At 41.7% G+C, this 25501-nt stretch carries 23 protein-coding genes and 1 other RNA gene; 4 read left to right on the forward strand and 20 right to left on the reverse strand.

Features of this window, described 5'->3' with window-relative positions; all coding sequences use genetic code 11:
- Positions 1-127: 127 nt before the first annotated feature.
- Complete coding sequence (locus EL241_RS11675; protein ID WP_003759056.1) at positions 128-676, forward strand: GNAT family N-acetyltransferase; 549 nt, start codon at positions 128-130, stop codon at positions 674-676.
- Positions 677-773: 97 nt separating this feature from the next.
- On the opposite strand, the gene EL241_RS13705 is transcribed toward EL241_RS11675, so the two are convergent.
- Positions 774-923 carry a hypothetical protein gene (locus EL241_RS13705; RefSeq protein ID WP_003759054.1) on the reverse strand — a complete coding sequence of 50 codons (150 nt, stop codon included), beginning with the start codon at positions 921-923 and terminating at the stop codon, positions 774-776.
- A gap of 148 nt (positions 924-1071) precedes the next feature.
- Between EL241_RS13705 and EL241_RS11680 the strand changes: the two genes are divergently transcribed.
- On the forward strand, positions 1072-1764 hold the full coding sequence (locus EL241_RS11680) for a sunset domain-containing protein (RefSeq protein ID WP_126320610.1): 693 nt from the start codon (positions 1072-1074) through the stop codon (positions 1762-1764).
- 108 nt (positions 1765-1872) lie between these two features.
- On the opposite strand, the gene EL241_RS11685 is transcribed toward EL241_RS11680, so the two are convergent.
- The 3 genes from EL241_RS11685 to ssrA form a co-directional block, all read right to left on the reverse strand.
- A complete protein-coding gene (locus EL241_RS11685; RefSeq protein WP_126320611.1) occupies positions 1873-2988 on the reverse strand; it encodes an FtsW/RodA/SpoVE family cell cycle protein in 1116 nt (371 codons plus the stop codon).
- A 133-nt stretch (positions 2989-3121) separates the two neighbouring features.
- Positions 3122-4693 carry an Ig-like domain-containing protein gene (locus tag EL241_RS11690; protein WP_036105764.1) on the reverse strand — a complete coding sequence of 524 codons (1572 nt, stop codon included), beginning with the start codon at positions 4691-4693 and terminating at the stop codon, positions 3122-3124.
- A gap of 235 nt (positions 4694-4928) precedes the next feature.
- Positions 4929-5299, reverse strand: a transfer-messenger RNA (tmRNA) gene (gene ssrA, locus EL241_RS11695).
- Positions 5300-5490: 191 nt separating this feature from the next.
- On the opposite strand from ssrA, the gene EL241_RS11700 reads away from it, so the two are divergent.
- Both EL241_RS11700 and EL241_RS11705 read left to right on the forward strand, forming a co-directional pair.
- A complete protein-coding gene (locus EL241_RS11700; protein WP_036105762.1) occupies positions 5491-5850 on the forward strand; it encodes a type II toxin-antitoxin system RelE/ParE family toxin in 360 nt (119 codons plus the stop codon).
- A 23-nt stretch (positions 5851-5873) separates the two neighbouring features.
- Positions 5874-6149, forward strand: coding sequence for a helix-turn-helix transcriptional regulator (locus tag EL241_RS11705; RefSeq protein ID WP_003759043.1), 276 nt, complete (start codon positions 5874-5876; stop codon positions 6147-6149).
- A 35-nt stretch (positions 6150-6184) separates the two neighbouring features.
- On the opposite strand, the gene smpB is transcribed toward EL241_RS11705, so the two are convergent.
- The 16 genes from smpB to EL241_RS11785 all read right to left on the reverse strand — a co-directional run bounded on the left by smpB (position 6185) and on the right by EL241_RS11785 (position 25495).
- On the reverse strand, positions 6185-6649 hold the full coding sequence (gene smpB / locus EL241_RS11710) for an SsrA-binding protein SmpB (protein ID WP_003759042.1): 465 nt from the start codon (positions 6647-6649) through the stop codon (positions 6185-6187).
- 21 nt (positions 6650-6670) lie between these two features.
- Entirely contained in the window at positions 6671-9022 is a 2352-nt protein-coding gene (gene rnr / locus EL241_RS11715; protein WP_036105760.1) for a ribonuclease R, read from the reverse strand.
- Positions 9023-9051: 29 nt separating this feature from the next.
- Complete coding sequence (locus EL241_RS11720) at positions 9052-9798, reverse strand: alpha/beta hydrolase (RefSeq protein WP_036105758.1); 747 nt, start codon at positions 9796-9798, stop codon at positions 9052-9054.
- Between the two features lie 140 nt (positions 9799-9938).
- Entirely contained in the window at positions 9939-10169 is a 231-nt protein-coding gene (gene secG / locus EL241_RS11725) for a preprotein translocase subunit SecG (protein ID WP_003759037.1), read from the reverse strand.
- A 74-nt stretch (positions 10170-10243) separates the two neighbouring features.
- Positions 10244-10987 carry an alpha/beta hydrolase gene (locus EL241_RS11730; RefSeq protein WP_003759035.1) on the reverse strand — a complete coding sequence of 248 codons (744 nt, stop codon included), beginning with the start codon at positions 10985-10987 and terminating at the stop codon, positions 10244-10246.
- Positions 10988-11165: 178 nt separating this feature from the next.
- Positions 11166-13310, reverse strand: coding sequence for a S8 family serine peptidase (locus EL241_RS11735; RefSeq protein ID WP_052009157.1), 2145 nt, complete (start codon positions 13308-13310; stop codon positions 11166-11168).
- A gap of 176 nt (positions 13311-13486) precedes the next feature.
- Positions 13487-14779, reverse strand: coding sequence for a phosphopyruvate hydratase (gene eno, locus EL241_RS11740; protein WP_036105756.1), 1293 nt, complete (start codon positions 14777-14779; stop codon positions 13487-13489).
- A 239-nt stretch (positions 14780-15018) separates the two neighbouring features.
- On the reverse strand, positions 15019-16551 hold the full coding sequence (gene gpmI, locus EL241_RS11745) for a 2,3-bisphosphoglycerate-independent phosphoglycerate mutase (protein ID WP_036105753.1): 1533 nt from the start codon (positions 16549-16551) through the stop codon (positions 15019-15021).
- Positions 16552-17307, reverse strand: a complete 756-nt coding sequence (tpiA, locus tag EL241_RS11750) for a triose-phosphate isomerase (RefSeq protein ID WP_036105750.1) — start codon at positions 17305-17307, stop codon at positions 16552-16554.
- Positions 17308-17333: 26 nt separating this feature from the next.
- Complete coding sequence (locus EL241_RS11755; protein ID WP_003759023.1) at positions 17334-18524, reverse strand: phosphoglycerate kinase; 1191 nt, start codon at positions 18522-18524, stop codon at positions 17334-17336.
- 114 nt (positions 18525-18638) lie between these two features.
- Complete coding sequence (gene gap, locus EL241_RS11760) at positions 18639-19649, reverse strand: type I glyceraldehyde-3-phosphate dehydrogenase (protein WP_003759021.1); 1011 nt, start codon at positions 19647-19649, stop codon at positions 18639-18641.
- 32 nt (positions 19650-19681) lie between these two features.
- Positions 19682-20725, reverse strand: coding sequence for a sugar-binding transcriptional regulator (locus EL241_RS11765; protein WP_036105747.1), 1044 nt, complete (start codon positions 20723-20725; stop codon positions 19682-19684).
- Positions 20726-21161: 436 nt separating this feature from the next.
- Positions 21162-22508 carry an RNA polymerase factor sigma-54 gene (gene rpoN / locus EL241_RS11770; RefSeq protein ID WP_040486802.1) on the reverse strand — a complete coding sequence of 449 codons (1347 nt, stop codon included), beginning with the start codon at positions 22506-22508 and terminating at the stop codon, positions 21162-21164.
- Positions 22509-22625: 117 nt separating this feature from the next.
- The gene (locus tag EL241_RS11775) at positions 22626-23555 is read right to left on the reverse strand and encodes a dipeptidase (protein WP_036105745.1); all 930 of its coding nucleotides are present in this window, start codon (positions 23553-23555) and stop codon (positions 22626-22628) included.
- Between the two features lie 19 nt (positions 23556-23574).
- Positions 23575-23961, reverse strand: coding sequence for a hypothetical protein (locus EL241_RS11780; protein ID WP_170166164.1), 387 nt, complete (start codon positions 23959-23961; stop codon positions 23575-23577).
- 571 nt (positions 23962-24532) lie between these two features.
- On the reverse strand, positions 24533-25495 hold the full coding sequence (locus EL241_RS11785) for a transketolase family protein (RefSeq protein ID WP_036105738.1): 963 nt from the start codon (positions 25493-25495) through the stop codon (positions 24533-24535).
- Positions 25496-25501: the final 6 nt, after the last annotated feature.

Consider the following 25501-nt stretch of genomic DNA (forward strand, 5'->3'; position numbering starts at 1 on the left):
GCAGTAACAATCCTATTTGTGTTAGCATAGCATAAATAGAAAACGGTTGCAATACTGTTTCTATTGCGAAAAAACTGCTTTTCAAGATATACTTATAAGTAAAAAATAAAAAAAGGTGTGAATATCCATGAATATAGCTAGAAAACTGCTAGAAAATCGTCGCATTGAAGGGGAAAGAATAATTTTACGTCCGGTCACTTTTGCTGATGCAGAAGAAATGTATGCGTACGCTTCACACCCTGATACCACCAAATACATTTTTCCGCCTCATGAAGACCTAGAACGAACGATCGACGGGATCGCCGACTATTTCATGGCGGAACCACTTGGGAAATACGGAATCGAATTACGGGGAAACGGTGCCTTTATAGGAACGATCGATTTTCGTGTTAAAGAAAAAAGCCGTTCCGCTGAAATTGGATATGTCCTGCATCAAGATCATACTGGACATGGCTATGCAACAGAGGCAGGAAAGCTACTGCTTCGATTAGGATTTGAAATCCTTGGTCTTGAACGGATCTATGGGCTTCATGATACAAGGAACAAGGCTTCTGAAAGAGTGCTCCAACGCTTGGGGATGACGCATGAAGGGATCTTGCGCAAAAATCGTTTTGAAAAAGACACTTTTGTGGATGATAGTTACTACTCTATTTTGAAAGAAGAATATGAAATCTAAAAAAGGCAAGAAAGAAAATCATGTGTTTTCTTTCTTGCCTTTTTCGAGTGAGAATGGATCTGTGATTCATTTTTATATAAAAATGCTAATCTATTTTTTACATTTTCCACGTATGGTTGATCGTGCTCATGGAAATAACATTGTTCACTGTAGATAACGTCTCGTTTCCTTGGTATTTCCATATCGAAAATACAATCAAATAAGCTACTACTAAAACCGCTACTACTAACAAAACTCTTTTCACCATCTTTATCGCCCCTTTTATCTGGTGACTCTCTCTAGCTTAGCAAACAAAAGTAAATAAAATGGAAAGAAAATGGAATTAATTATTAAGGTTATTTATGCATTATGATAAAATAAAGTGAACCACATCACAAAAAGGGAGAGGGAAAGAGATGATAACTTTAGTAATAATCGGGATGTTTATGTTTTTTATTGCCGGCATTTGGCTGATCGTCAATGCGATCCGACACAGACCTAAGAAATGGCTAGTGATCTGCTTGCTTGCTGGTTTGTTATTCTCCACGATTGGATCCTTCAATGCTGCCAATGACGACCAGATTGTAGAAAAAGATCAGCAGATCACAAAATTGACGAAGGAAAAGACCACGCTTCAAGCGGAATTGACAAGTACGAAAGAAGAAAATGCAGCACTTGTGGCGAAAGAAACAGCAAGGAAAGAAAAAAGCGAAGAAAAACAACGACAATTAGCAGAGAAAAAGCAAGCAGAGAAAGACAAGAAAGAAGCAAAAGAACTTGCAAAAGCCGAACGTGAGGCAAAGGCTATCGCAGCAAAAAAAGAAAAAGAAGCGAGAAAGCAAGTCCAGGCCGCAGAAAAAGAAAAACAAGAACAAGCTACCAAAGAAAAAGCAGCCGAAAAATCTGTAGCATCCTCCTCACAAAAGAGTACTTCTTCACCCAAGACGACTACTGCAACACCAGAAAAACACGGAGCGATCAAAGGAAGTGTTAATAAGATTTACCATGTTCCTGGAAGCACCTACTATGACCGTACTACAAATGTCGTACAATGGTTTAATACTGTAGAAGAAGCTGAAGCCGCAGGATATCGCGCTCCGAAACGATAATCAGCCGATTGTTTCTTTTTTAGTTTCATAATGATTATATCGAAAAAAGGAATCACATGAGAACACCATTTGAAAATGGAGTTTCAGTGATTCCTTTACTATTTCGACTTATATCTCAGACGCCAATGAATCCTCATTTATCACCGCAAACATAATACCAAGCGCGATCATGTTTCCAAGTACTGAACTCCCGCCGTAACTGATAAACGGTAATGGAATCCCTGTTAGCGGCATCAGCCCGATCACCATCGCGATATTTTCAAAAATATTGAAGGCGTACATAGTAGCAAAACCAGTCAGCACCAGCATGGAAAATGGTCGCTTCATCTGCATAGCTGCACTTACAATTTGCAAAAGAAATAGCATAAATATACAAAGTAGCAAACTCACACCGATAAAGCCAAACTGGTTTCCGATCGTACTGAAAACCATATCTGTATGACTTTCGGGAATATACATAGTTGTTCCTGAAGCATGGTTCCCAGAGAGAGTTCCAGAGCCGATCGATTTTAACGAAAGATTGACCTGATAAGCGTCATTCGGATTATTTTCCGGATCCAACCATGCATAAATGCGACGAAACTGATAAGGATGCAGTCCAACTTTTTCCAGCCAATCGACGTGCTTCAGTAGCACATAGCCAAATAGAAACACGCTGCTCAGCATTCCTATAATCAAGCCGATGATCCACGTCGCAGATTTGATTGTAAAAAGCAGGATCACAAAAGCGGTAATTCCATATACGATAGTGGTTCCCAAATCCGGTTGTTTGAAAATCAGTAATAAAATGGGGATTCCTGCCAACAGCATGATCCCTTTCTGTTTCCATGACTGTTTTTCATATTTGATCGCGATATGAGCGAGTAGAAGAATAAAAAAGGATTTAAAGATTTCAGAAGGCTGGAGCGAAAAACCGGCAAACCGATACCACCTCCTCGCTCCATTGAGAACTGGAGCGAGCGGGTTCGGTATCAAAAGAATCAACAGAAAAAGCAGGACACCTCCATAAAAATACCAAATATTGCGGCGGATAAATGCGATCGAACATTTGGAAAATGCGATGCATACCACTGCGCCAATCACTAAGAATACAATTTGCATAAGCATAAAATTGGCACTGTATTGGTTGTTTTTTTCTGCTAAAGAAATGATATAACAGCTGATTAGAGCAAGTAAAACTGTCAGCATGATAAGATTTTGTTTGATTTTTTGGATTTTCGTCATTTAGTTGCCTCTTTCTACTATTCTGTCAGAGCCAATTATAGCAAATGACTAAGGGAAAAGATGTAGAGAAATAGTGACGATTTTCATAAATTAAGGCAAAGAAAGGCTTAATATTTATTTAAGAACAACTGAATCAATTTAGGATTTCAATCTCATTCGCTATACTTTCAATTCCATTTACGATTTGTGAAACAGTTATCTGTGCTCCACGCACGGCATCATTCGGATTGATAGCTATAAAATAATATCCCGAAGCATTGGCATATGCACCATATTCTTTCCCGCCTATTTGAACGATCACATAAGCATTCGGACTGGCAATTCCAGAAACACTGTCGGCTCCTGCCCGAACTGTATTGATACTCGGTCTGCTAGGATACAATTGCACCGTTTTCTGCTCACTTCGTTTAGAAACTGGATCAATTGCGGTAACTATGATATTTTGCCCAGCCGAATATATACTTTCGATCGGAATAGCGAACAGACCGCTGCTATTTGCTTTGCCTTGATACAATCGGTCTTTGATCTTGACCGTAACTGTAGCATTAGCAACCGTTCTACCACTGATTTCCCTATCTTTATCAGTAGCCATATTCACACCTAGCAAAAATTCTCCTTGAACAACCGAAGCATAAGCGGTTTCACTACGATCAGAACCCTTTACCGCATACACGGAGATATAAGTTCCTGCGGGATAGGTCTTATCCAGTCGAATCGTATATTCCCCCATACTATTGCTATAACCTTCATAGCTATCCACGCCTATTTGGACAATGATTTTCACATTTGCATCTGCTGTTCCTGTAACAACTCGGTCGGAACTAGAAACTGGCTGGATCGTGGGCTGCTTGATTTTTGCTTGGCTAGGGATGACTTTTACTGTCGTTTTTAAACTGCTAGTAGACCCACTTTGGCTGTAGGCCTCCACTATCGTTCCTGCAGGGTAGGTCCTATTTAATCGAATATGAAAAGCACCCGTCGAAGCATTTGGCAATGCTTGATAAACAGCTCCTTCGATCGTTACATACACAACCTCTGCATCTGGTGCGACCCCATCGATAGTGGTGTCTTTATCTGTGATCACCGAGAGTGTGGGAGCTACAAGTGTTGCTTTTTTTATCACTTTTGACTGTTCAAAAGCCGTCATCCTTGTTTCATTTTGACCAGCTACCTCGATATTACTTCCTACTCGATATTTTTTATTTAATTGAATGGTAAAATCGCCATCTTTATTAGGAAAACCCCAATAGAAATCACCATCGATCTTGAATTGTACATGAGAAGCATTACCAGCACGCCCCCTTACAACTAGATCCTCATTCGTAACTGGCTGAATATAAGGTTTCTTCAGCGGATTCAAGTCTTTTTTTACATAAGTAGTGCTTGTTCGATACCAAACCGAATCACAGGCAACGGTTATTTTAGCATTCACTCTCTCCTTCTGATCTAATGTAATGCCATAATAACCTGTGCTACTCGTTCGCGCACGATAGCTGCGATAGCTAGTTTGAATCGTGACGATACTGTTTGGTGCTGCATTTCCCAGTACAAAAACACTAGTGTCGTAAACCGTGTGGATCTCTACAGGATGAAAAGTCCGGGGCGAGAGCTGCGCTGCTTTTGGTTCTGCTTGGAAAAGACTGATGACTAGCAAGAATGAGAAAAGAAAGATACAGACAAATAACCATTTTGGGTATTTTTTCATGAGAAACTCCTTTGTATGTATTTTATAATTAGTTACTTAAGTTCTTTTTTAAAATAGCATAAAAATATACAAACGGAGTTGGAGATTTATGATTCATGGATTTATTATGTGGCAAATCGGTGAAGAATTTTTTCAAAACTACTCATGAATACTCAAATAAAAAAGACAGGTTATCTTTTAGAAACAGCTTTGTAAAGCCATTTCCAAAAAGATAACCTGTCTTGATCATACCTAAAAATGGAGACGGTGGGAGTCGAACCCACGTCCAGAAATATCGGCACTTGAGCATCTACGAGCGTAGTTGCCGTATTTGGATTTCGCATAGATGTCTGCCCGGCGACAGGCGTCTATCTAGCTAGTCTGATTATGCTCTTCTCGTTTGCCCCAGACGGAGACAAGCGAGCGTAACCCACTTAAAAGTGAGACCCTTACCGTAGCACATGGGTGATGCACGGAGGATCAGCTATTCAGACTGCTATTAGGCAGCGAAAGCTAAATTGTTGTTTTGTTTGCCAGTTATTATTGGCTTTGACGTTGATGACGGGGCCGATCCCCCCGGCTCGCAACTCAAGCTCGACCTATCCCTGTCGAATCCGTAACGTCCCCGTAGTAATAAAGTCGTACTATTCATTATATAAGAAAATGCCGAGAAATTCAATACTAGCCTATTTTTATTTAAAAGTTTCAAATCCATGATTAAAAGCAGTTGCGTTATGATGGTATCCATGCTATCATAAAGATAGAATTTGATAGCGAAAATGCTATCAAAAATACATCAGAAAGTGAAAACAACTTATATGGATAATAAAGTAAACTTCGACTATGTCACTCGAGCAGACGGGAGCAGTTACTTTGAAGAATTTCTTGCCAGTATTCCAGTAAAAGATCAGGCAAAACTATTAGCTACCATTCAGAATGTCCAACGCTTGGGACTGTATACGGCAGAACGAATGGAATGGATCAAAAAGCTGGATAAGAACTTGTATGAGATTCGTTCCAAAGTATCTTCTAACATTCAGCGCGCCATTTACTTCCAAGATGAAGGTACCTGTTATTTAATCACTCACGGCTTTACTAAAAAAGAAAACAAGACGCCTGCCCGGGAAATCATGAAAGCAAAGCGAATACGAAGAGAATATTATCTAAGTAGAAAATAATTTAAAGAAAAGGTCTGATCGATATGAGTAAGATTGATAAATTAATTGCGCAAAAAAGAAGAGAAAGTCCTGAATTTGATGGTGAATTCCAAAAAGAAATGGACCGTATGATCTCAGCAGTCGCTGTGAAAAGGTTGCGAGATGACTTGCACCTTACCCAAAGGGAATTTGCTAGTTTAGTAGGCAAACCGCAGTCCACGATTGCCAGGATCGAAAGTGGTGCTACGGAAGCTTCTATGGCGACGCTGCGGGAGATCGCAGAGAAAACAGAGAAGAAAATCGAGATCTTGTTTGTATAAAAAGCGTGCGAATATAATTCGCACGCTTTTCTTATTTATCGTTGTCTTTCTTTAAACGCTCGTTCAATATCACGTTTTGCTTCTTTGCGTTTCAAATCTTCGCGTTTGTCATATTTTTTCTTCCCTTTAGCTACACCGATCAAGACTTTTGCAAATCCATCTTTGATATAGAGCTTTAGGGGGACGATCGAATAGCCAGCTTCTTTTGTTTCGCCGATCAGACGGCTGATTTGTTTTTTGTGCAATAACAATTTACGAGTTCGAAGTGGGTCATGATTGAATCTATTCCCTTGGTCGTAAGGGCTGATATGCATGTTGTGTAAAAAAATTTCTCCGCGTTCGATGCGGGCGTAAGAATCCTTTAAGTTCACTCGTGCATTACGAACGGATTTGATCTCTGTTCCTTGCAAGACAATGCCGGCTTCAAAAGTTTCTTCGATTGCAAAATCATGTCTGGCTTTTTTATTTTGCGCAATTAATTTTCCTTCACCTTTTGGCAATGGTCTTCTTCCTTTCTGAGTCTAATGACGTTTTTTCTTAGTCGGTTTGCCTTTTGCCACTCCTTGATAAAAGGGTTTTTTCTTTTTCTTCTTTTTGCCTGGTTTTGTCGACCATTCTTCTTTTGGTTTCTTTTGGCCATCTTTACCTTTATTCGTGGCATTATTTTTCTTTCGACCACTACCTCGACGACTGTCAAAAGTTTTGACATCTCTCTTTTTCGCCGAAGCGTCAACTTTCCCGCTGCTGCGTAGGGCAAAATCGATCTCGCGAGCATCTACGTCTACTTTGGTGACTTCAACTTCTACTTCGTCACCGATACGGTAAACTTGTGCCGTTCTCTCGCCGATCATTGCCAGCTGGTTAGGTTGGAATTTGAAATAGTCGCCTTTCATAGCACTCACGTGGACAAGGCCTTCGATCGTATTCGGCAGTTCGATAAACATTCCGAAATTTGTTACGGAACTGATGATTCCTAGGAACCGTTCGCCTACTTTATCGACCATGTACTCGGTTTTCTTGAGTTCATCTGTTTCGCGTTCGGCTTCTACAGCACGTCGTTCCATCTTCGAGCTATGATCTGCTATTTCCGGTAATTGTTCTGCTTCTTTTGCGATCGTAGCGTCGGAAACATCACCTTCGATCAAGTATTTGCGGATCAGGCGGTGAACAATCAAGTCTGGATAACGGCGGATTGGTGATGTGAAGTGCGTATAGAATTCCGTTGATAAGCCAAAGTGACCCACACTTGCTGTGTCATATTTTGCCTGTTGCATGGAGCGAAGCATGATTGTGGAAACAACCATTTCTTCAGGCTTACCGCGTACTTCATCCAACACTTGCTGAAGCGCTGCTGGATGGATATCATTGGCGGTTCCTTTGACGATCAAGCCAAAGTTAGTAATGAATTCAAAGAATCGGGCTAACTTATCTTCTTTTGGATTTTCGTGGATACGATAGATAAATGGTACGTCCATCCAGTGGAAGTGTTCTGCTACCGTTTCATTGGCTGCCAGCATGAATTCTTCAATCAGATGTTCTGCTACAGAGCGTTCACGCATCACGACTTCTTGCGGTTGCCCTTTTTCATCAACAAGAACCCGCGCTTCTTTGAAATCGAAATCGATCGCGCCGCGTTTTTCGCGTTTTTGGCGCAGTGTTTCAGCTAATTTACCCATTTCTTCTAGCATTGGCACGATAACAGCATATCGGTCACGCAATTCTAAGTTATCCGTTGTCAAAATCTCATTGACATCCGTATATGTCATTCTTTCCGTTGTTTTGATGACACTTTCAAAAATCTCATGATTAACGACGGTTCCTGTTTCATCGATCTCCATTTCACAGCTTAATGTGAAACGGTCGACATGTGGATTTAGCGAACAGATCCCATTCGACAACTTATGAGGTAGCATAGGGATAACGCGATCCACGAGATATACACTCGTTCCTCTATCCGCAGCTTCTTTGTCGATTTCCGAACCTTCTGTCACATAATGTGAAACATCAGCAATGTGAACGCCTAGCTTCCAATTGCCGTTTTCCAGTTTTGTTACCGTGACAGCATCATCTAAGTCTTTGGCATCCGCGCCATCGATCGTGATAATAATTTGGTCGCGTAGATCTCTGCGATTGCCGATTTCGGCATTTTCAAGCGAGCTTGGTACTTTTTCGGTTTCTTTCAGCACTTCTTCCGGGAAAGATAGTGGAATGCCGTGTTTGTGGATGATCGACACGATATCAACACCTGGATCGTTGCGGTGTCCAATAATAGAGGACACAATTCCTTGGGTGCGTTTGTTTCCGTGTGCATATTCCGTTATTTGGACGATCACTTTATGACCATCTACAGGCTTCAATCCTTTTTCCAAAGAAACTTCGACCTCGCCAAATAGACGTTTATCATCTGGAACTACTAGCGGTGTTCCTACTTCATCTTCCATATAGGTACCCACGATCTGGGTCGTTTTGCGTTCTACGATTCGTTTGATTGTTCCTTCTGCAAGGTTGTCGCCTTTACGTTTTGTAATAAACGCGAATACGATATCGCCGTTCATAGCGTCGCTTACTTCTGTTGGGGGAATAAAAATATCGTCTAAGTCCTTATTTTCTGGAATGACGAAGCCGTAGCCGCGTTCATGTGCACGGAAAGTTCCTTTGATGAGATCCATTTTACCTGGCAGTGCATAGCGATTTTTGCGGGAACGTACGATTGTTCCTGCCTCTTCCATGTTTACTAATGCCTTTACCATTTCTTTGAATGCCTCTGCATCTTGCGGGGCGATCTGCGCTTCTAATTCATCCAACGAAAAAGTATCGTCTGGTTTTGCAGTCAATAAGGCATGGATGTTTTCTTCCATTTGTTTTTGTTTCATATTTCCCCTCCTCTCTTCGTTTTGGTTTCTTATTTTTCCCAGTCAAGCCGGTTTAAAAAGTCTAAAATATCTTGGTTCAGTTCTTTTCTTTCTTTATCCAAGGTAATGACATGCCCGGATTTTTCATACCAATGTAGTTCTTTAATGTCTGATTCTACTTTGTTATATATGCGTTCTGCGCCTTCCACATCTACCATATCGTCTTGTTTGCCTTGGACGACCATAATTGGCGCATAGATCATGTCGATCTCACTGTTTACCTCGTTGATTTCATCTTTCAGTTTTGCGATAGTGTTCATTGGGGCGTCTTTGTAAGCTTCCATTTCCTGATCGATCTCTTCGGGAGTTTTACCTTCCAGCTTTTTATAATTGCGGACGTAATCGTGAAAGCCGGCAATGATGGGTGATGAGCTGTCCATTTTTGTTGGTGTGCTCATAGCTACAATTCCCTTAACTGGTCTTGAAAAACCTAATTTCAGTGAAAACAAGCCGCCTAATGATAATCCAGCTACGGCGATCTCCTCATAGCCTAAGTTTTTTAAATGTGTATAGGCATCTAAAACATCTTGCCACCAGTCAGCTGGACCAGTTTGAAGCAGAATGTCTGGGGTAACGCCGTGTCCTTTATATTGCGGGGCATAAGCCGTATATGCATTCTCCTGTAAAAATCGCCCTAAGATCCTCACATCGGCGGAACTGCCGGTGAAGCCATGTAATAGTAAAACGGCGCGTTTGCCACCTTCAAATAGAAATGGCTGCGGGGGTGTTATTTTCATCTTTTTTTCGCTCCTTGTTACGCAATCAATTGATTCTTCTTCCAGTTTAAAATATCACCCGGATAATCTCAAGCCACACGGCTGCCCTTTTAATCAAAAAAAAACCACCCAAAAACACTTAGGTGGTTGTCATTTCAGTATTACATAAAAAATGCTAAAGCAATTAGCAATCCGAAGAAAATTATCGAAAGGACAATGGTCGTCCGATGTAGGATCAACTCAAGACCTCTAACTTTTTGCTTTCCAAATAACTGTTCTGCTCCGCCAGAGATAGCGCCGGATAGACCGTTGCTTTTACCTGGTTGCAATATAATGACTGTGATCAACAGCACCGCTGAAATGATGAGTAAGACTGTTAAAACTGTACTCATTGTTCTTCCTCCTAAAACCGTTCATTTTGACTAACTACTATTTTAGCATATTATATTTTATTCGTAAAGTGTGCTTAGACTGCTGCCTCTGATACCCAGTTAAGGTCATCGAGGAAATAAACGACGTCTTCTCCCAGTATATCTTTTTCACAGTCATTGACAATGTCATGTCCGCTGCCTGCATAGAAGCACAATTGTTTTTCATCTGTATGGATCTTTTTGAAAATATAATTGGCATTGTCTGCATCGATCTCTTCGTCTTGGCAGCCTTGACCAATCATTGTTGGTACATGGATCTTTTCGATTTGCCCAGAAACTTCTTTATAGAACGCAGCACGGGCAGTCGCCATTTTTTCGATTTCGGATTGGTAGCTGGCAAGCATATCATCCGCCTCTGTTTCAACGATTCCGTCTGCTTTTAATTGTTTTTTCAAATAAGCTTCTACTGGTATATAGCGCATATTCCGGTTGACGTTTGCACATAATGGAATAATTGCTTTCGGTGCAAATTTTTGAGCCATTTTCAGCGCAAATACGCCGCCCATCGCTACACCTAGGATGACGATCTCGTGGTAGCCTGCATCTTGTAATTTTTTATAGCCATTCACAGCATCTTCATACCACATTTCTGGTGTGGTCGCGAGAAAATTCTCCGGATTCTCTCCATGTCCGCGATAATTAGGAGCATATACGGTATAGCCGTTTTCGGCAATATATTCTCCTAGTTCTCTCATATCTGATGTCGTTCCAGCAAAACCATGTAAAAGCAGTACAGCACGATTTCCTGCTTCGATCATAAAGCTACGATCTACTTTCATTTTAAGCAGTCCTCCTAAATCTTTTATACCCTAAAAATTACTCTCTGGAAAGATGATCCGCATGAAAAAAACTGCCGCGTATTTCGCTTAAACAGTCATTTTCTTACAAGAGTATTTCTAAACAATAGACATATCATAACGCTTGTTTAGTGGAATGTCAACAGGCTGATTTATAGCTTTAGCGGGGAATCAAAAACCACTTCTGATTGTCCAGATTTTTAAGGGAATACAGCTGGATAGCCGTCTTATTTTTCGTGCTGGCACCTTTCACATCCAAACCGTATTTGGTGCTACTGAGCGCTGCGATCGTGACACTTCCATCTGATTGGAATTTAAAGGTAAAATGCTGGCCTTTCGTATTTTTCTGCGTCTGCATACTAAGTTTCGTGCGTTTCGCCATTTTATTGCCGGCGATCTCTAGTGCATATTTCGGATTGGCTCTAGAAACGATCTGGATGCCTTTACTGTCTTTTTTCAAGATGAACTGCTGAGAAATACTGTTTTTAGAAGTGTTTTGATATAGTTTTGCCCCTGCCAGCTTGCTCGTACTACTTATTTCTAATGCTTTCCCGCTTTTCTTGGAAATAAGATTGTACGTTTTTCCGCTTTGGATCGCTACCGGTTTGAACTCCCATTGTTCGGAAAGGGATTCTTGGTTTCGTTTGGCTAAGATCGCGCTTTTACTGGCTTTCGTATTGCCGGACACACCAGCGACATTGGTCTGTTTTTTCCAGCTTTCGATGCTGTAGCGGCCGTTAGCTATTTTGCTCAGGTAAAACTGCTGGGCATTGTTTTTCGTATTTTTCTTATTGATCTGAAGAACGGTATTTGGATTTTTGCTGTTGTTTTTAAGCTGTAAAACTTTGCCTAGGCGAGATTGCAGATAGACGCTACCATTGCTATTTTTGACGATTTTCCATTGCTCGCCTGCTTTTCCATTCATACCTGATTGCCAAAGTGCCGTGTTTTCCTTGCTTGAATTTCCTTTTACGTTCATATATAATCCGCTGCCAACGGAACGAATATAATAATAACGGTCCGACGTAAGCGTATCAGGCGAGAATGCTTTGTAGGCATCCAGCAAGCCTCCTGTCGTCATTTTTCCGTTTAGGGCAGATAATTTATGGACATTTTTTAAAATGCGTGATTTGATCTGTACGGCGCTGTCGCTCGTATACTTACCTTCTAATAATGCTGCTATCCCAGTAACTTGCGGCGCAGCCATAGATGTGCCTGTTTTATAGCCGTATTTGCCGTTTGGCAGGGTGCTGTATATGTTGGTTCCTGGTGCTGCAAGATCGACGGAAGTTTTTCCGTAGTTGCTGCTTTCTTCTAAGAAACCATTTTGTTTGAGATTAGCAACACTGATGATGTTGGGCGAATCGAAAGACGCTGGATAGAGTGGCGTCATCAAATTGACGTTGGTTCCGCCGGCTTCTTTATCGTTATTCCCGCCATTATTTCCTGCTGCTGCAATAAACAGCACGTTTTTAGCTTTATCGATCGTTTTTTTCATTTCTTGGCTTTTAAAAGGAGTGATCAATGATAGATTCACGATCGCGGCTTTGTTTTTCACCGCGTAATCCATCGCTGCGATAATATCGGAAACGTAGATATTTCCGTCAGATCGTTCTACTTTTAGCGGCATGATCTCTACATTGGTATCCAGTCCGATGCCGTTAGCCCCAGCGATCGTTCCGGCTACATGGGTACCGTGCGAGTCTTTATCCATAGGATCATTGTCATTATCGCCAAAATCTCGGCCATTGACGGCGCCGCTTTTTGTTTTCGAGATCACGTTTTTTAATGCCGGATGATTATAGTCGATACCGGTGTCTACTACGGCGATCTTTATCTTTTTCTTACTTTGTGCTGGATCGATCTTATTATAGTTAATGTCGAATTCCGGATAACTGCTATTGTTTTTTGCCCAAAGTTTTTTATCCGTGCTGCTGCTTGAAATCGTTGCTTTATAGTTTGGTTCGGCAATGGAGATATGTGTTCTGTCTGCCAGCAACTGTTTAATGAGCGTTTCTAATGTACCTGCTGATTTTTTGATTTTAAATAGGTAAGTATCTGTTTTTATCATTTCTGCTTGGACAAGCGGATAATTTTCTTCTATATAAGCAGGGGTTGTGTCTTTTAATGTGACGATGACCCGCTGATCTTGATAATCCTCTTTTTCTGCGGTCTGTACCGTTTGGATGATTTGTTTGCTTTCGGCTGTCATTGCCTGGTTGGGTTCTGCTTGGGCAGTAGCCGGAGTTACTAATATTCCAATGCTGAGGATCATACTACAGAAAAGTGCATAACCTTTTTTCATTTTACAGCTCCTTACTTGAATTATCGCAGTTTTATTTATTTTAGCACATTGGGGTTCCAAGCGGACAGCTGTATAAGGGTTTATTTACTAAAATAGGGACTATTGGCACATTTTTGTCAAAAATTGCCCATAAAAAAAGTGCCAGCACTTAGATGTGCTGGCACTTTATAACTAGCTTATTTTTTCAAGTTGTAGAATGCATTGATTCCGCGGTATTCCGCAAGATCTTGCAAGTTGTCTTCGATGCGTAGTAATTGGTTGTATTTAGCAACACGGTCAGTACGAACTGGAGCACCAGTTTTGATTTGACCAGCATTTGTAGCAACTGCAATGTCAGCGATCGTGGAATCTTCAGTTTCACCAGAACGGTGAGAAACTACTGCTGTGTAACCAGCTTGTTTAGCCATTTCGATAGCATCTAATGTTTCAGTCAATGTGCCGATTTGGTTAACTTTGATTAGGATCGAGTTAGCGATACCTTTTTCGATACCTTGTGCTAATTTTTCAGTGTTTGTTACGAACAAGTCGTCCCCAACAAGTTGTACTTTGCTACCGATACGATCTGTTAATAGTTTGAAACCATCCCAGTCGTTTTCGTCTAAGCCATCTTCAATCGAGATGATTGGGTATTTGCCTATCATTTCTTCGTACCAAGCAACCATTTCTTCAGAAGTACGAGTTACGCCTTCACCTTTAAGTTCATAGTTACCAGTTTCGCGGTTGTAGAATTCAGAAGATGCAGCATCCATTGCGATACGAACTTCTTCACCTGGTTTGTAGCCAGCTGCTTCGATTGCTTCGATGATTGCTTCGATTGCTTCTTCATTTGATTTAAGGTTAGGAGCGAAACCACCTTCATCACCAACACCAGTGTTTAGGCCTTTACCTTTAAGTACGCCTTTAAGTGCGTGAACGATTTCAGCACCCATGCGTAGAGCTTCTTTGAAGTTAGGAGCGCCAACAGGCATTACCATGAATTCTTGGATGTCTACGTTGTTATCAGCGTGTTCGCCACCGTTTAAGATGTTCATCATTGGTACTGGCAATACTTTGGAGTTTGTTCCGCCAATGTATTCGTATAAATGAACGCCTAGTTCGTCAGCTGCTGCACGTGCTGCTGCTAAAGAAACACCTAGGATAGCGTTAGCGCCTAATTTACCTTTGTTTGGAGTACCGTCTAAGTCGATCATTGCTTTGTCGATACCGATTTGATCAGTTACGTCAAAACCGATAATTTTGTCAGAGATAACGTCGTTTACGTTTTCTACTGCTTTCAAAACGCCTTTTCCTAGATAACGAGCTTTGTCGCCGTCACGTAGTTCTACTGCTTCGTATTCACCAGTAGATGCACCACTTGGAACTAATGCGCGTCCGAATGCGCCTGCTTCTGTGTAAACTTCTACCTCTACAGTTGGGTTTCCGCGAGAATCTAGAACTTCGCGAGCATAAACTTCAGTAATAATTGACATTTATATTCTCTCCTTTGTTGGGATCGTGCGAGTAAAGCGAGCTACGAGCCCAATATACATGTGAGCAAAGCGAACATGTCATCCACTGACTGTATGATTGACAGCCAGTTGCTGTACAATCTCCACTAGTGATCTACCATTCCTTGCTCTACAGATACATCGGGTGCAACATTTACTATCGTCCCAAATTCAATTCATTTATATTGTACCTTTAACCAAACATAATGGAAAGCAAAACCTTATTTTTCGATCAAACTTTCTCCAGTCATTTCTGCTGGTTTTTCAACGCCTAATAAATCAAGCATGGTTGGTGCAACATCCGCCAAGCGTCCGCCTGAACGAAGAGTTACGCCTTTTTTCGTTACGATCACTGGAACTGGAACGGTCGTATGTGCCGTATGCGGGTTACCATCCGGAGTCGTCATCGTTTCAGAATTACCGTGGTCAGCGAAGATTACCGCTGCGCCGCCTTTTTCCAAGATCAAATCAACAATGCGTCCTAGATTTTCATCTACTGCTTCGATTGCTTTGATTGTTGGTTCCAACATTCCGGAGTGACCAACCATATCCGGATTAGCGAAGTTCAAAATGATTGCATCGTGCTTATCATTTTGAATGTCTTCTACTAATGCGTCAGTTACTTCATAAGCACTCATTTCCGGCTGCAAGTCATATGTTTCTACTTTTGGAGAATTGATCAAGATACGATCTTCACCAGGAAACTCTTCATTGCGTCCGCCGTTCATGAAGAAAGTAACATGCGGATATTTTTCTGTTTCTGCAATGCGCAGTTGTTTCAAGCCTTTGTCAGAAAGCACTTCGCCGATCACATTTTTCATTTCGATCGGTGCGAAGGCAACTTCTGCGTCAATGCTTGGGTTGTATAATGTCATGGTTACAAATTTGATGTTTTTCGGATGTGCTTCCCCGCGATCAAAATGTTCCCATTCTTTATCCGTGAAAGCATTCGACAATTGAATAGCGCGGTCAGGACGGAAGTTGAAGAAGATGACTGCATCATTGTCGTTTACCGTTGCTACTGGTTTGCCGCCTTTTGTGATGACAGTTGGTAGGACGAATTCATCCATTTTACCAGCGTCATAGGAAGCTTTTACGGCAGCTGCAGGGCTTTCAGCTTGTTCACCTTCGCCAGCTGTGATCGCTTTGTAGGCTTTTTCTACGCGTTCCCAACGTTTGTCGCGGTCCATTGCATAAAAACGGCCAGAGATAGTTGCGATTTCGCCGTAGCCAAGTTTCGCAATTTCGTTTTGCAATTTTTCCACGTAAGCTGGTGCGGAGTCAGGCGCTACATCGCGTCCGTCAAGAAAAGCATGGATGTAAGTGTTTTTTACGCCGTTTGCTTTTGCAGTTTCTAATAAAGCAATCAAATGATTGATATGGCTGTGTACACCACCGTCAGAAAGCAAACCAAACAAATGCAGGTTGGAATCATGTTCTTTTGTATAGTCAAATGCATTGTTCAAAGGCTTGTTTTTTTGAAATTCGCCTTCTTCGATCGCTTTGTCGATACGTGTTAGACTTTGATAAACAATGCGGCCAGCGCCGATATTGGTATGTCCAACTTCAGAGTTCCCCATTTGACCGTCTGGAAGCCCGACATCAAGTCCGCTTGCTTTTAATTCGCTGTGCGGAAATGTTTCGTAATAACGGTCAAAGTTTGGTTTCTTCGCTTGGGCAACAGCATTACCAACTGTTTCTGCACGCTTACCAAATCCATCAAGGATAATGATTGCTACAGGTGATTTACTCATTTATTTTACTGCCTCCAATAAGCTCAAGAAAGATTTTGGTTCAAGGCTTGCTCCGCCTACTAAAGCACCGTCGATATCGGATTCAGCCAAGTAGTCTGCAATGTTTTCAGGTTTTACACTACCGCCGTATTGGATGCGAACAGCGTCAGCAGCTTTTTCGGAAACTGCTTCTGCAACTGTTTTACGGATAACCGCACAAGTGTCGTTAGCATCTTTACTAGTGGAAGATTTGCCTGTACCGATTGCCCAAATTGGTTCATAAGCAATGATAGATTTTGCAACTTGTTCTTCTGTAAGTCCAGCAAGTGCATTTTTAACTTGACCAGAGACCCATTCGTTTGTTTTGCCGGCTTCGCGTTGTTCTAATGTTTCACCGCAACAAATGATAGGAGTCATGCCGTGTTTGAAAATAGCATGTGCTTTTTTGTTTACATCTTCGTCTGTTTCATGGAAGTATTCACGGCGTTCAGAGTGGCCGATAACCACATAGGAAACGCCCATGTCAGCTAGGGCAAAGGGGCTGATCTCGCCTGTGAAGGCACCTTCGTCTTCAAAATAGCTGTTTTGTGCAGAAATGTGAAGATTCGATCCTTCTGTTAAACGAACTAATTCTTGTAAAAAGATTGCTGGAGCTGCAACGATGGAGTCCACAGCATCTTTTGAAGGAACATTCGCTTTCACTTCTTCTACAAATTCGGCAGCTTTAGCAGCCGTTTTGTTCATTTTCCAGTTACCTGCAATAATTGGTTTACGCATTTGGATGAACATCCTCTCGTTTTTGATTATTTTTCGCTGATTGAAGCAACGCCTGGTAATTCTTTACCTTCTAGGTATTCTAGAGAAGCTCCGCCACCAGTAGAGATATGTGTGAATTTATCCGCATAGCCAAGTTGCATTGCTGCTGCTGCAGAATCTCCGCCACCAATAATCGTTGTTGCATCTTTCAAATTAGCGATTGCTTCACATACGCCGATTGTTCCTTTGGCAAAGTTACTCATTTCGAATACACCCATTGGACCGTTCCAAATAACTGTTTTCGCGCCTTGTAGTTCTTTGCTGAATAGTTCAATCGTTTTTTCGCCGATATCAAGACCTTCTTCATCCGCAGGGATTTCGTCAGATGATACAGTGTGGAAAGGAACGTCATTGCTGAATTCTTTTGCTACTACTGTGTCGACTGGTAAGATCAATTTATCGCCGGCTTTGTCTAAAATTTCTTTCGCTAGGTCGACTTTATCTTTCTCAAGTAAAGAGATACCTACTTCTTTACCTTGGGCAACCATGAAAGTATAAGCCATTCCGCCACCGATCAAAATTTTGTCTGCTTTTTTAAGTAGGTTTTCAATTACACCGATTTTGTCAGAAACTTTCGCGCCGCCAAGGATTGCTACAAATGGACGAACTGGTTCGTCAACTGCGCCGCCGATGAATTTGATTTCTTTATCCATCAAGAAGCCTGCTGCTGATTCCAAGTTAGAAGCGATCCCTACGTTAGAAGCGTGAGAGCGATGAGCTGTTCCGAAAGCGTCATTTACGAACACGTCACCAAGACTTGCCCAGTATTTGCCAAGTTCTGGATCGTTTTTGCTTTCTTTTTTACCATCGATATCTTCAAAACGAGTGTTTTCAAAGAGTAAAACTTCGCCGTCTTTTAGTTCGTCAATTGCTTTTTCAAGTTCTGGACCGCGTGTTACTGGAACGAATTCTACTTCTTTTTCTAGTAATTCGCTTAAACGTTCTGCAACTGGACGAAGTGTTTTGTCAGCTTTGTCTTCTTCTGTTTTGACTTTACCTAAGTGAGAGAAGAGAATTGCTTTTCCGCCTTGTTCTAAAATGTACTTGATCGTTGGCAAAGCAGCTACGATTCGGTTATCGTTTGTGATTTTGCCGTCTTTCATTGGTACATTGAAGTCTACACGTACTAAGACTTTCTTTCCTTTTAGATCTAAATCAGTTACTACTTTTTTAGCCATTTTATTATTCCTCCATGTGTTAAAGGATGATGTTTCAAAAAACAAGCGGAAACAGGATCGTTTCCGCTTATTCATCTTATTTGTAAATGCGTCTCGATTTGCCGCTATCTGCTATTATTTAGCGATTTTAGCAAAGTATTCTAAAGTACGAACTAATTGAGCAGTGTAGCTCATTTCGTTGTCATACCAAGCAACTGTTTTAACTAATTGTTTGTCGCCAACAGAAAGTACTTTTGTTTGTGTTTCGTCAAATAATGAACCGAAAGTCATACCTTTGATGTCAGAAGATACGATTTGGTCAGAAGTGTAACCATAAGTTTCTGGATCGCTAGCTTCTTTCATTGCTGCGTTTACTTCGTCAGCAGAAACTTTCTTATCAAGAACTGTTACTAATTCAGTAAGGGAACCAGTTGGAACTGGAACACGTTGAGCAGCTCCGTCTAATTTACCTTTAAGGCTTGGTAATACTTCACCGATTGCTTTAGCAGCACCAGTAGTGTTTGGAATGATGTTTTCAGCTGCAGCGCGAGCACGACGGAAGTCGCCTTTAGGGTGCGGGCCGTCAAGTGTCATTTGGTCACCTGTGTAAGCGTGGATAGTAGTCATAAGACCTTCTACGATACCAAATTTTTCATCCAAAACTTTTGCCATTGGAGCAAGACAGTTAGTAGTACAGCTTGCGCCGGAGATAACTGTTTCTGATCCGTCTAAAGTTTCGTGGTTAACGTTGTATACGATTGTTTTCATGTCGCCTGTTGCTGGAGCAGAGATAACAACTTTTTTAGCTCCTGCTTTCAAGTGAAGTTCTGCTTTTTCTTGAGTAGTGAAGAAACCAGTACATTCTAATACGATTTCAACACCTAGGTCGCCCCATGGTAATTCTTCTGGGTTACGGTTAGCTAATACTTTAACTTCTTTACCGTCAACTTTAAAGAAACCATCATGTACTTCGATGTCGCCACCAAATGTACCTTGAGTAGTGTCATATTTCAATAAGTGTGCTAACATTTTAGCGTCTGTCAAGTCGTTGATCGCAACCACTTCGATACCTTCCACATCTTGAATACGACGGAATGCTAGACGACCGATACGTCCAAATCCATTAATACCAACTTTAACTGTCATGAGTCAATTTCCTCCTTGAAAATATTGTTTTTTTATTTCAAAAGGGGTTGCCCTTTTAAAAGCGATTCAGCTGCTCCGGCGTCCGTGATCAAAATCGTATTTCTTGGAGCGGTCTTCATATACGATTTGATTGCTTTAGCTTTTGACTCGCCACCGGCTACGGCAATGATATGAGGTATCTTGGTCAGCTCTTCGAATTGTAGTCCGAATGTCGAAACCTTATGTACTACCTCGCCTTGTTCATTGAAATAATAGCCGAATGCTTCGCCAACTGCTTTTCGCTGAGTGATCTTATCGACCACGGCTGGACTTGCATGTCTTCTGGATGCCATTGTCATTGCGTCGCCGATCCCATGAATGATAGCATTCGCGGATTGGACTAAACGCAGACCTTCTTGGATGGATGGTTCTTTGAGTAGGGAACGATAGGCTTCTTCTCCCAATTGTTCGGGCACATACAGTACACGATGTTTGGTGCGTGTCTTCGTTGCTAGCTTGTCGCAGATCGTATTGGCTTGATTATCCAAGTCTTCTCCAAGTCCTCCACGTCCAGGCACGAATAATAATTCTCTGCCTTTCGCAAAATCCGGAGTCATCATTTCTGCAACTGTGGCCATTGTAGAGCCGCCCATCACAGCAATGACGTTCTTCTTCTCAGTAAGTGCCATATCGAGTTGCTGGATAGCGGTCCGTCCCATTTCTTCTTGTACCCATGGGGTCTCGTCGCTATTACCTTGCACGATCAAGCATTTTCTGATTTGAAGTTTTTCCTGCAGTGCTTGTTCCATAGAATGAAGACCAGATAGTTGATTCATGATGCTTTCTAATTCTCTAAAAACGTTCAATCCTTCTGTGGTAACTTTCATCCCAGAAGAAGCGATGTCGATCAGATTCTGTGCTTTCAAGAATTCCACTTCACTGCGGAGCACTCGTTCACTCATGCCAAGCATACTGGCAAGGGTCCGTCTGCCTACAGGTTCAGAAAAATAAATGGAGCGAAGTATTTGATAACGTTTCTGCATCACTTTTAAAACGTCGGGAATTAGTTTTTTTTGTAAGTTAACAATATCTGACATTTTTATTAGCTCCTCACTTAGTGGACAGTTAACGACCCGGTTAGACCTTTAACGTCCCGATAGTTCTAAAAAAAGTAGAGATGAGGCGTGCCGACTTTCATTATCAGATTTTTTCCAATGGCTTGGTTCAATCTACATAAATGACGCTTTGACTTGCCTTTCTCTTTTTGAGTGCTGCTCAGAAACTACCTATCAACTTCTTTCACCCTACAAATACATTCTAACAGTATTGAAGAGATACTTCAAGTATTAAGTGGGACATTTACGAAAAAACAATGGAATCTTCACTTGCTGTCAATAGTATGTTTTTAAAGAAAAAGCCTTTATACACCTATGTTTCCACTAATCATATATTCTAAACATCCTTTTCGATTTCAAAAAAACACAATAAGACGTTTTGCGTCCCACTTTAACTCTTGGCGGGATACAAAACGTCTTAGGCGTCGAACCGTTTTCGTTTGGATGACGATGGGATATTGAGTTCTAAACGATATTTTGCGATCGCTCTTCGTGAAACTTGAATCGCTTCCTCTGCCAAGAGGTCAACGATTTTTTGGTCGGAGAGCGGTTTAGATTTGTCTTCTTCTTCGATCAATTTTTGCAACTGTTGTTTGATCGCACTACTTGCGACCTCTTCGGCATCACCTTGGCCGGATGACTGCTGTAATCCTGCTGAAAAGAAGCGCTTCAATTCATAAACGCCTTGGGAGGTCTCCATGTACTTGCCATTCACTGCACGACTCACCGTCGATTCATGTACACCGATCTCCTCAGATATTTCACGTAATGTCAATGGTTTCAGTCGGCTGGCTTCTTGGTGTAAAAAGAACTCTTGCTGGTGTTTAACGATCGCTTCCCCGACTAGCTGCAAGGTGCTTTCCCGCTGCTCTAGACTTTTGCGGATCCAATCATATTCGCCAGTTTTTTCTTTCAAGAAGCGTAGTACTTCTTTTTCTTTTGTCGCTTCCATTGTCTGGTAGTAGCTTTCTTGAAAACGGATTTGCGGCAAAAATTGTTTGGCGAGCGACAGATGTAATGTCCCGGCTTTTTCTTCCAAAATCAATTCCGGTACGATATATTGGACGGTTTCCTGAGTGAATGCCATTCCCGGTCTCGGGCTCAATGTTTGGATAAAATCGGCTACTTCTTGGATCTCTGTCAAGCTGACATCCATTTCTGCAGTGATCTTCTTCCATTTTTTGTCGGCAAATTCCATGAAATAATCTTGGATCAAATCGTAAGCAATATAGGGCGCTTTGGCCGAACGTTCGATCTGCAGCAAAATACATTCCTGCATATTTCGAGCCCCGATACCAGCCGGCTCCATGTTCTGCAAAATCTCTAAACCGGCTAAAATTGCTTCTTCACTCATTAAAAGCTGTGCAGCGATCAGGTCAGTATCTTGCGTTAGGTATCCTGCCTCATCTAAGCTTTCGATCAGAAACAAAACGATGATCCGCTGCGATTGCGGCAGTTTCAGCATTTGTAGCTGTTCTTTCAGCACATCTCCAAGTGACTGCGTGTTGTCAGCGATTTGTTCCAGCCAATCGTTATTATCCGCCCTATTTCGGCTGCTTGTTTTATAAGGGATATCTGCTGCCGGTTCTGTTCCTGGGACTACTTCTATCAATGGGTTTTCCAATGCCTTTTCTTCTAAAAACGAGGTCAATTCAGGGGTAGCAAATTGGAGCATGGCAATCGATTGAGTCAACTGCTGTGTCATATTCAATTTTAAAGATTGGGATTGTTGTTGCTTTTGCGCAAAACCTGATTCCAGCCGCATGCTACTCTCCTCCATCATTTAATTCTTCTATATGGTTAGTATACCACCTTATTTCCGAAAAACCACCTGTCTGTCCAAATGAAAAACGCTGAAAAAATCCCAGCGCTTTTCGATATGTTATTTTGGCAAGTGTGCCAAGAAGTTTTTGGAAGCAAACCCTGCGATTTCTTCGTGCGAGAAATGCTTTTGCAAAGCTGCTAAGAAAGTCGGATATTCTCCCGCATGCGAGATTCCCTCGATATGGTGCTGGATGCCATCAAAGTCGGAACCAAAACCAATGTTGCGGATCCCGCCCAATTCCGCGATGTGATCAATATGACGAATCAGATCTTCTATTTTCGAATCTGAAACAGCTTCATTTGTAAAACGCGGATTGAAAATAACATGGATCATCGCATCTTTCTCGATCATAACTTTGATTTGGTCGTCATCAAGGTTGCGCTGGTGTCCATAAACGGCTTTCGCGTTAGAGTGACTAGCGATCGGATAATCAGCGAGCTCCATCACATCCCAGAAACTTTTGATACTTAGATGCGAAACGTCGGTGAAAACTTTATGTTCGTTTAGCTTGGAGACGATCTCTTTTCCAAAAGTGGTTAGCCCCGCTGCACGTTTTTCTTCGACGCCATCAGCAGCCAGATTGGCATTATTCCAAGTAAGCCCTACGGAAAGCACGCCCGCTGTGATCAGCTGTTCCAGACGTTCGATACTTTGGCCGATCGGTTCAACACCTTCTAAAGTAAGCGCCGCGCCAATTTTACCTTCCGGCAGTTCTTCCAAATCGCTCCACTTTTTGAGCGGATGAATAATCCCACCCCGGTGAAGCACATGCTGTTTGAAGATATTTACCTGTTCGACCGCTTTTTTCCATTTATGTTCAACAGGGATCTCCGGATCTAAAAAGATCGCAAACGCCTGCATCATAAAGTCCCCTTCAATCAATCGTTCAAAATTGACGTCGAGTTCCGGCGAATCTTGAAAATTCCATTTCCCTTTGCTTGCTTGCAATTTGTATAACGCATCGCAATGCATATCGATTACTTTCATTCCTCTACACTCCTTATTTCTACGAAAAAGCTAATTCTTTTTGGATAAGTTTCAGTAATGTTTGTTTATGCCATTTCTTTGCCAGCACGGTTTTGCTTACTTGATATGTCGCTTCTTCGATTTGGCCTTCTTCGTTTTCTGCTCGCAAAGTCAATTGATAGACCAGCCGTTTTTTCTCCAATAATACTTGTTTGATGGTGTCTTTTTGTAAATAATGCATTTCTGCTTCGTTTAGTCGAAAAACAAAAGTAAAGATTCCGGCGTCGGTAAAGGCAAGTATTAAACTATGCCTGCTCCGCATCGTTGGCCCTGCGTATAAAAAATCCATTTTTGTTATCAGCAGCCCATTTTCTTCCGCATAAGCGTTCACTTCTCGCTTGAGCTTTTCTTGTAAGGACATACCCACGTGACATCGCTCCTTCTCTTATAGTGTATCAAAAAATGCGTGAAGAAAAAATGGAAATTTATTTTTCAGGAAATGATTATTGATTTGCGCGAGGGTTTTGTGACTTTATTGAGGCGATGTTGAATGGCCGCGTTATCATTTTCAAGAAAAAACAGGTGGACAAGTGGCAGTTTCAGACGCAAAGAAACGAAGACAATAATTTAATAATTGTCTTCGTTTTTTTGATGCCTTTTCATGAATAATCTAAATCCAATATTTAGTATCACCAAGCATAGTACTGAAGAAGAGAAGACCCAAGATGCTATCCAGTCCAAAGCAAACGAGATTATTAGGACTACTGCCAATATAGTGTAGATTACATAAAAAATTATGGTCTTATTCATGCTATGCCCCCTTCTAATGTCAAGCGTTGCTTTATGGTCATATATTTTTTCCGTGTCAAAAAAACTCGCTTATATTACTAGGCTACTTTATAAAAATCAACACGTCAATTGCATTTATCATTTGGCTTCCTATTATGTACTACAAAAAGAAAAGGCGCTATAAAACGAGCGCCTTCTCTCCCTACTATTTACTTTCTCAAAAACCCTTTAACCGTTTCCTCGATCCGATCTGCGCTAAGTCCAAATGTTTCTTGCAAATATTCTGGCGTTCCAACTTGGCCGAACGCTTCATCTACACCGATACGCTTGACCGGGATAGCTGCACCGTTTTCTGCGATTACTTCTGCTACGGCTGATCCCAATCCGCCAGTGATCGAATGGTTTTCGATCGTGATGATGAATGACTTGCCTTTGCTTTCTTTGAGCAGCAGTTCGCGGTCGATCGGTTTGATCGTGAACATGTCGATGACGGTCACGGAGGTTTCAGAATTGGCTAAGCGTTCTGCTACGTCAAGTGCTTCATAGACTAATTGACCAGCTGCTACGATCAGTCCGTCTGTTCCTTCGCGAAGGACTTTGCCTTTTCCGATCTCAAAAGTCGTTCCTGCTGCATAGATATTATGAACAGCTTTACGATTGCCACGAACATAATGGATGCCTTCCCGCTTAGCAAATTCTTGAATGATCCAATCCATCTGCACAGCGTCTGAAGCGTCGCAGACAATTGAATTCGGGATACTTCTCATCAGTGCGACATCTTCAAAAGTCGTGTGGGTCCCGCCGTTTGGCCCGACGGTGAAGCCTGGATCTGATCCATAGATATTGATAGTCGTTTTGGCATAGCCGCCGGAAAGATATAATTGATCGAAAACGCGGCGTGTGGCAAATGGTCCGAATGTATGAATGAATGGAGTATAGCCAGTGATGCTGAGTCCAGATGCCATACCGACCATATTTGCCTCTGATACACCTACATTGATAAAACGGCTAGGGTGGCTTTTACCTAAACGGTTCCAATTACTTGCAGCGCTTAGATCAGCGTCTAGTGCGATCACGCGGGTATCCTTTTCCATCAACTTTTCTATCCTGCTGGCGACGACATTTCTAAGTTCATCGCCTAATTCATTATTTACTGCTAATTCAGTACTCATTCGGTT

It is taken from the genome of Listeria grayi (assembly GCF_900638015.1).
Lineage (GTDB): Bacteria > Bacillota > Bacilli > Lactobacillales > Listeriaceae > Listeria > Listeria grayi.

Bases quoted from the DNA above. Each gene is read 5' to 3' on its own strand.
- EL241_RS11765 (WP_036105747.1), bottom strand. From the start codon at position 20,725: ATGTCAGATATTGTTAACTTACAAAAAAAACTAATTCCCGACGTTTTA.
- EL241_RS11705 (WP_003759043.1), top strand. From the start codon at position 5,874: ATGAGTAAGATTGATAAATTAATTGCGCAAAAAAGAAGAGAAAGTCCT.
- gpmI (WP_036105753.1), bottom strand. From the start codon at position 16,551: ATGAGTAAATCACCTGTAGCAATCATTATCCTTGATGGATTTGGTAAG.
- EL241_RS11735 (WP_052009157.1), bottom strand. From the start codon at position 13,310: ATGAAAAAAGGTTATGCACTTTTCTGTAGTATGATCCTCAGCATTGGA.
- EL241_RS11675 (WP_003759056.1), top strand. From the start codon at position 128: ATGAATATAGCTAGAAAACTGCTAGAAAATCGTCGCATTGAAGGGGAA.
- EL241_RS11720 (WP_036105758.1), bottom strand. From the start codon at position 9,798: ATGAAAATAACACCCCCGCAGCCATTTCTATTTGAAGGTGGCAAACGC.
- gap (WP_003759021.1), bottom strand. From the start codon at position 19,649: ATGACAGTTAAAGTTGGTATTAATGGATTTGGACGTATCGGTCGTCTA.
- EL241_RS11685 (WP_126320611.1), bottom strand. From the start codon at position 2,988: ATGACGAAAATCCAAAAAATCAAACAAAATCTTATCATGCTGACAGTT.
- EL241_RS11775 (WP_036105745.1), bottom strand. From the start codon at position 23,555: ATGAAAGTAATCGATATGCATTGCGATGCGTTATACAAATTGCAAGCA.
- tpiA (WP_036105750.1), bottom strand. From the start codon at position 17,307: ATGCGTAAACCAATTATTGCAGGTAACTGGAAAATGAACAAAACGGCT.
- EL241_RS13705 (WP_003759054.1), bottom strand. From the start codon at position 923: ATGGTGAAAAGAGTTTTGTTAGTAGTAGCGGTTTTAGTAGTAGCTTAT.
- EL241_RS11755 (WP_003759023.1), bottom strand. From the start codon at position 18,524: ATGGCTAAAAAAGTAGTAACTGATTTAGATCTAAAAGGAAAGAAAGTC.
- EL241_RS11680 (WP_126320610.1), top strand. From the start codon at position 1,072: ATGATAACTTTAGTAATAATCGGGATGTTTATGTTTTTTATTGCCGGC.
- EL241_RS11700 (WP_036105762.1), top strand. From the start codon at position 5,491: ATGGATAATAAAGTAAACTTCGACTATGTCACTCGAGCAGACGGGAGC.
- rnr (WP_036105760.1), bottom strand. From the start codon at position 9,022: ATGAAACAAAAACAAATGGAAGAAAACATCCATGCCTTATTGACTGCA.
- secG (WP_003759037.1), bottom strand. From the start codon at position 10,169: ATGAGTACAGTTTTAACAGTCTTACTCATCATTTCAGCGGTGCTGTTG.
- EL241_RS11730 (WP_003759035.1), bottom strand. From the start codon at position 10,987: ATGAAAGTAGATCGTAGCTTTATGATCGAAGCAGGAAATCGTGCTGTA.
- eno (WP_036105756.1), bottom strand. From the start codon at position 14,779: ATGTCAATTATTACTGAAGTTTATGCTCGCGAAGTTCTAGATTCTCGC.
- rpoN (WP_040486802.1), bottom strand. From the start codon at position 22,508: ATGCGGCTGGAATCAGGTTTTGCGCAAAAGCAACAACAATCCCAATCT.
- EL241_RS11785 (WP_036105738.1), bottom strand. From the start codon at position 25,495: ATGAGTACTGAATTAGCAGTAAATAATGAATTAGGCGATGAACTTAGA.
- EL241_RS11690 (WP_036105764.1), bottom strand. From the start codon at position 4,693: ATGAAAAAATACCCAAAATGGTTATTTGTCTGTATCTTTCTTTTCTCA.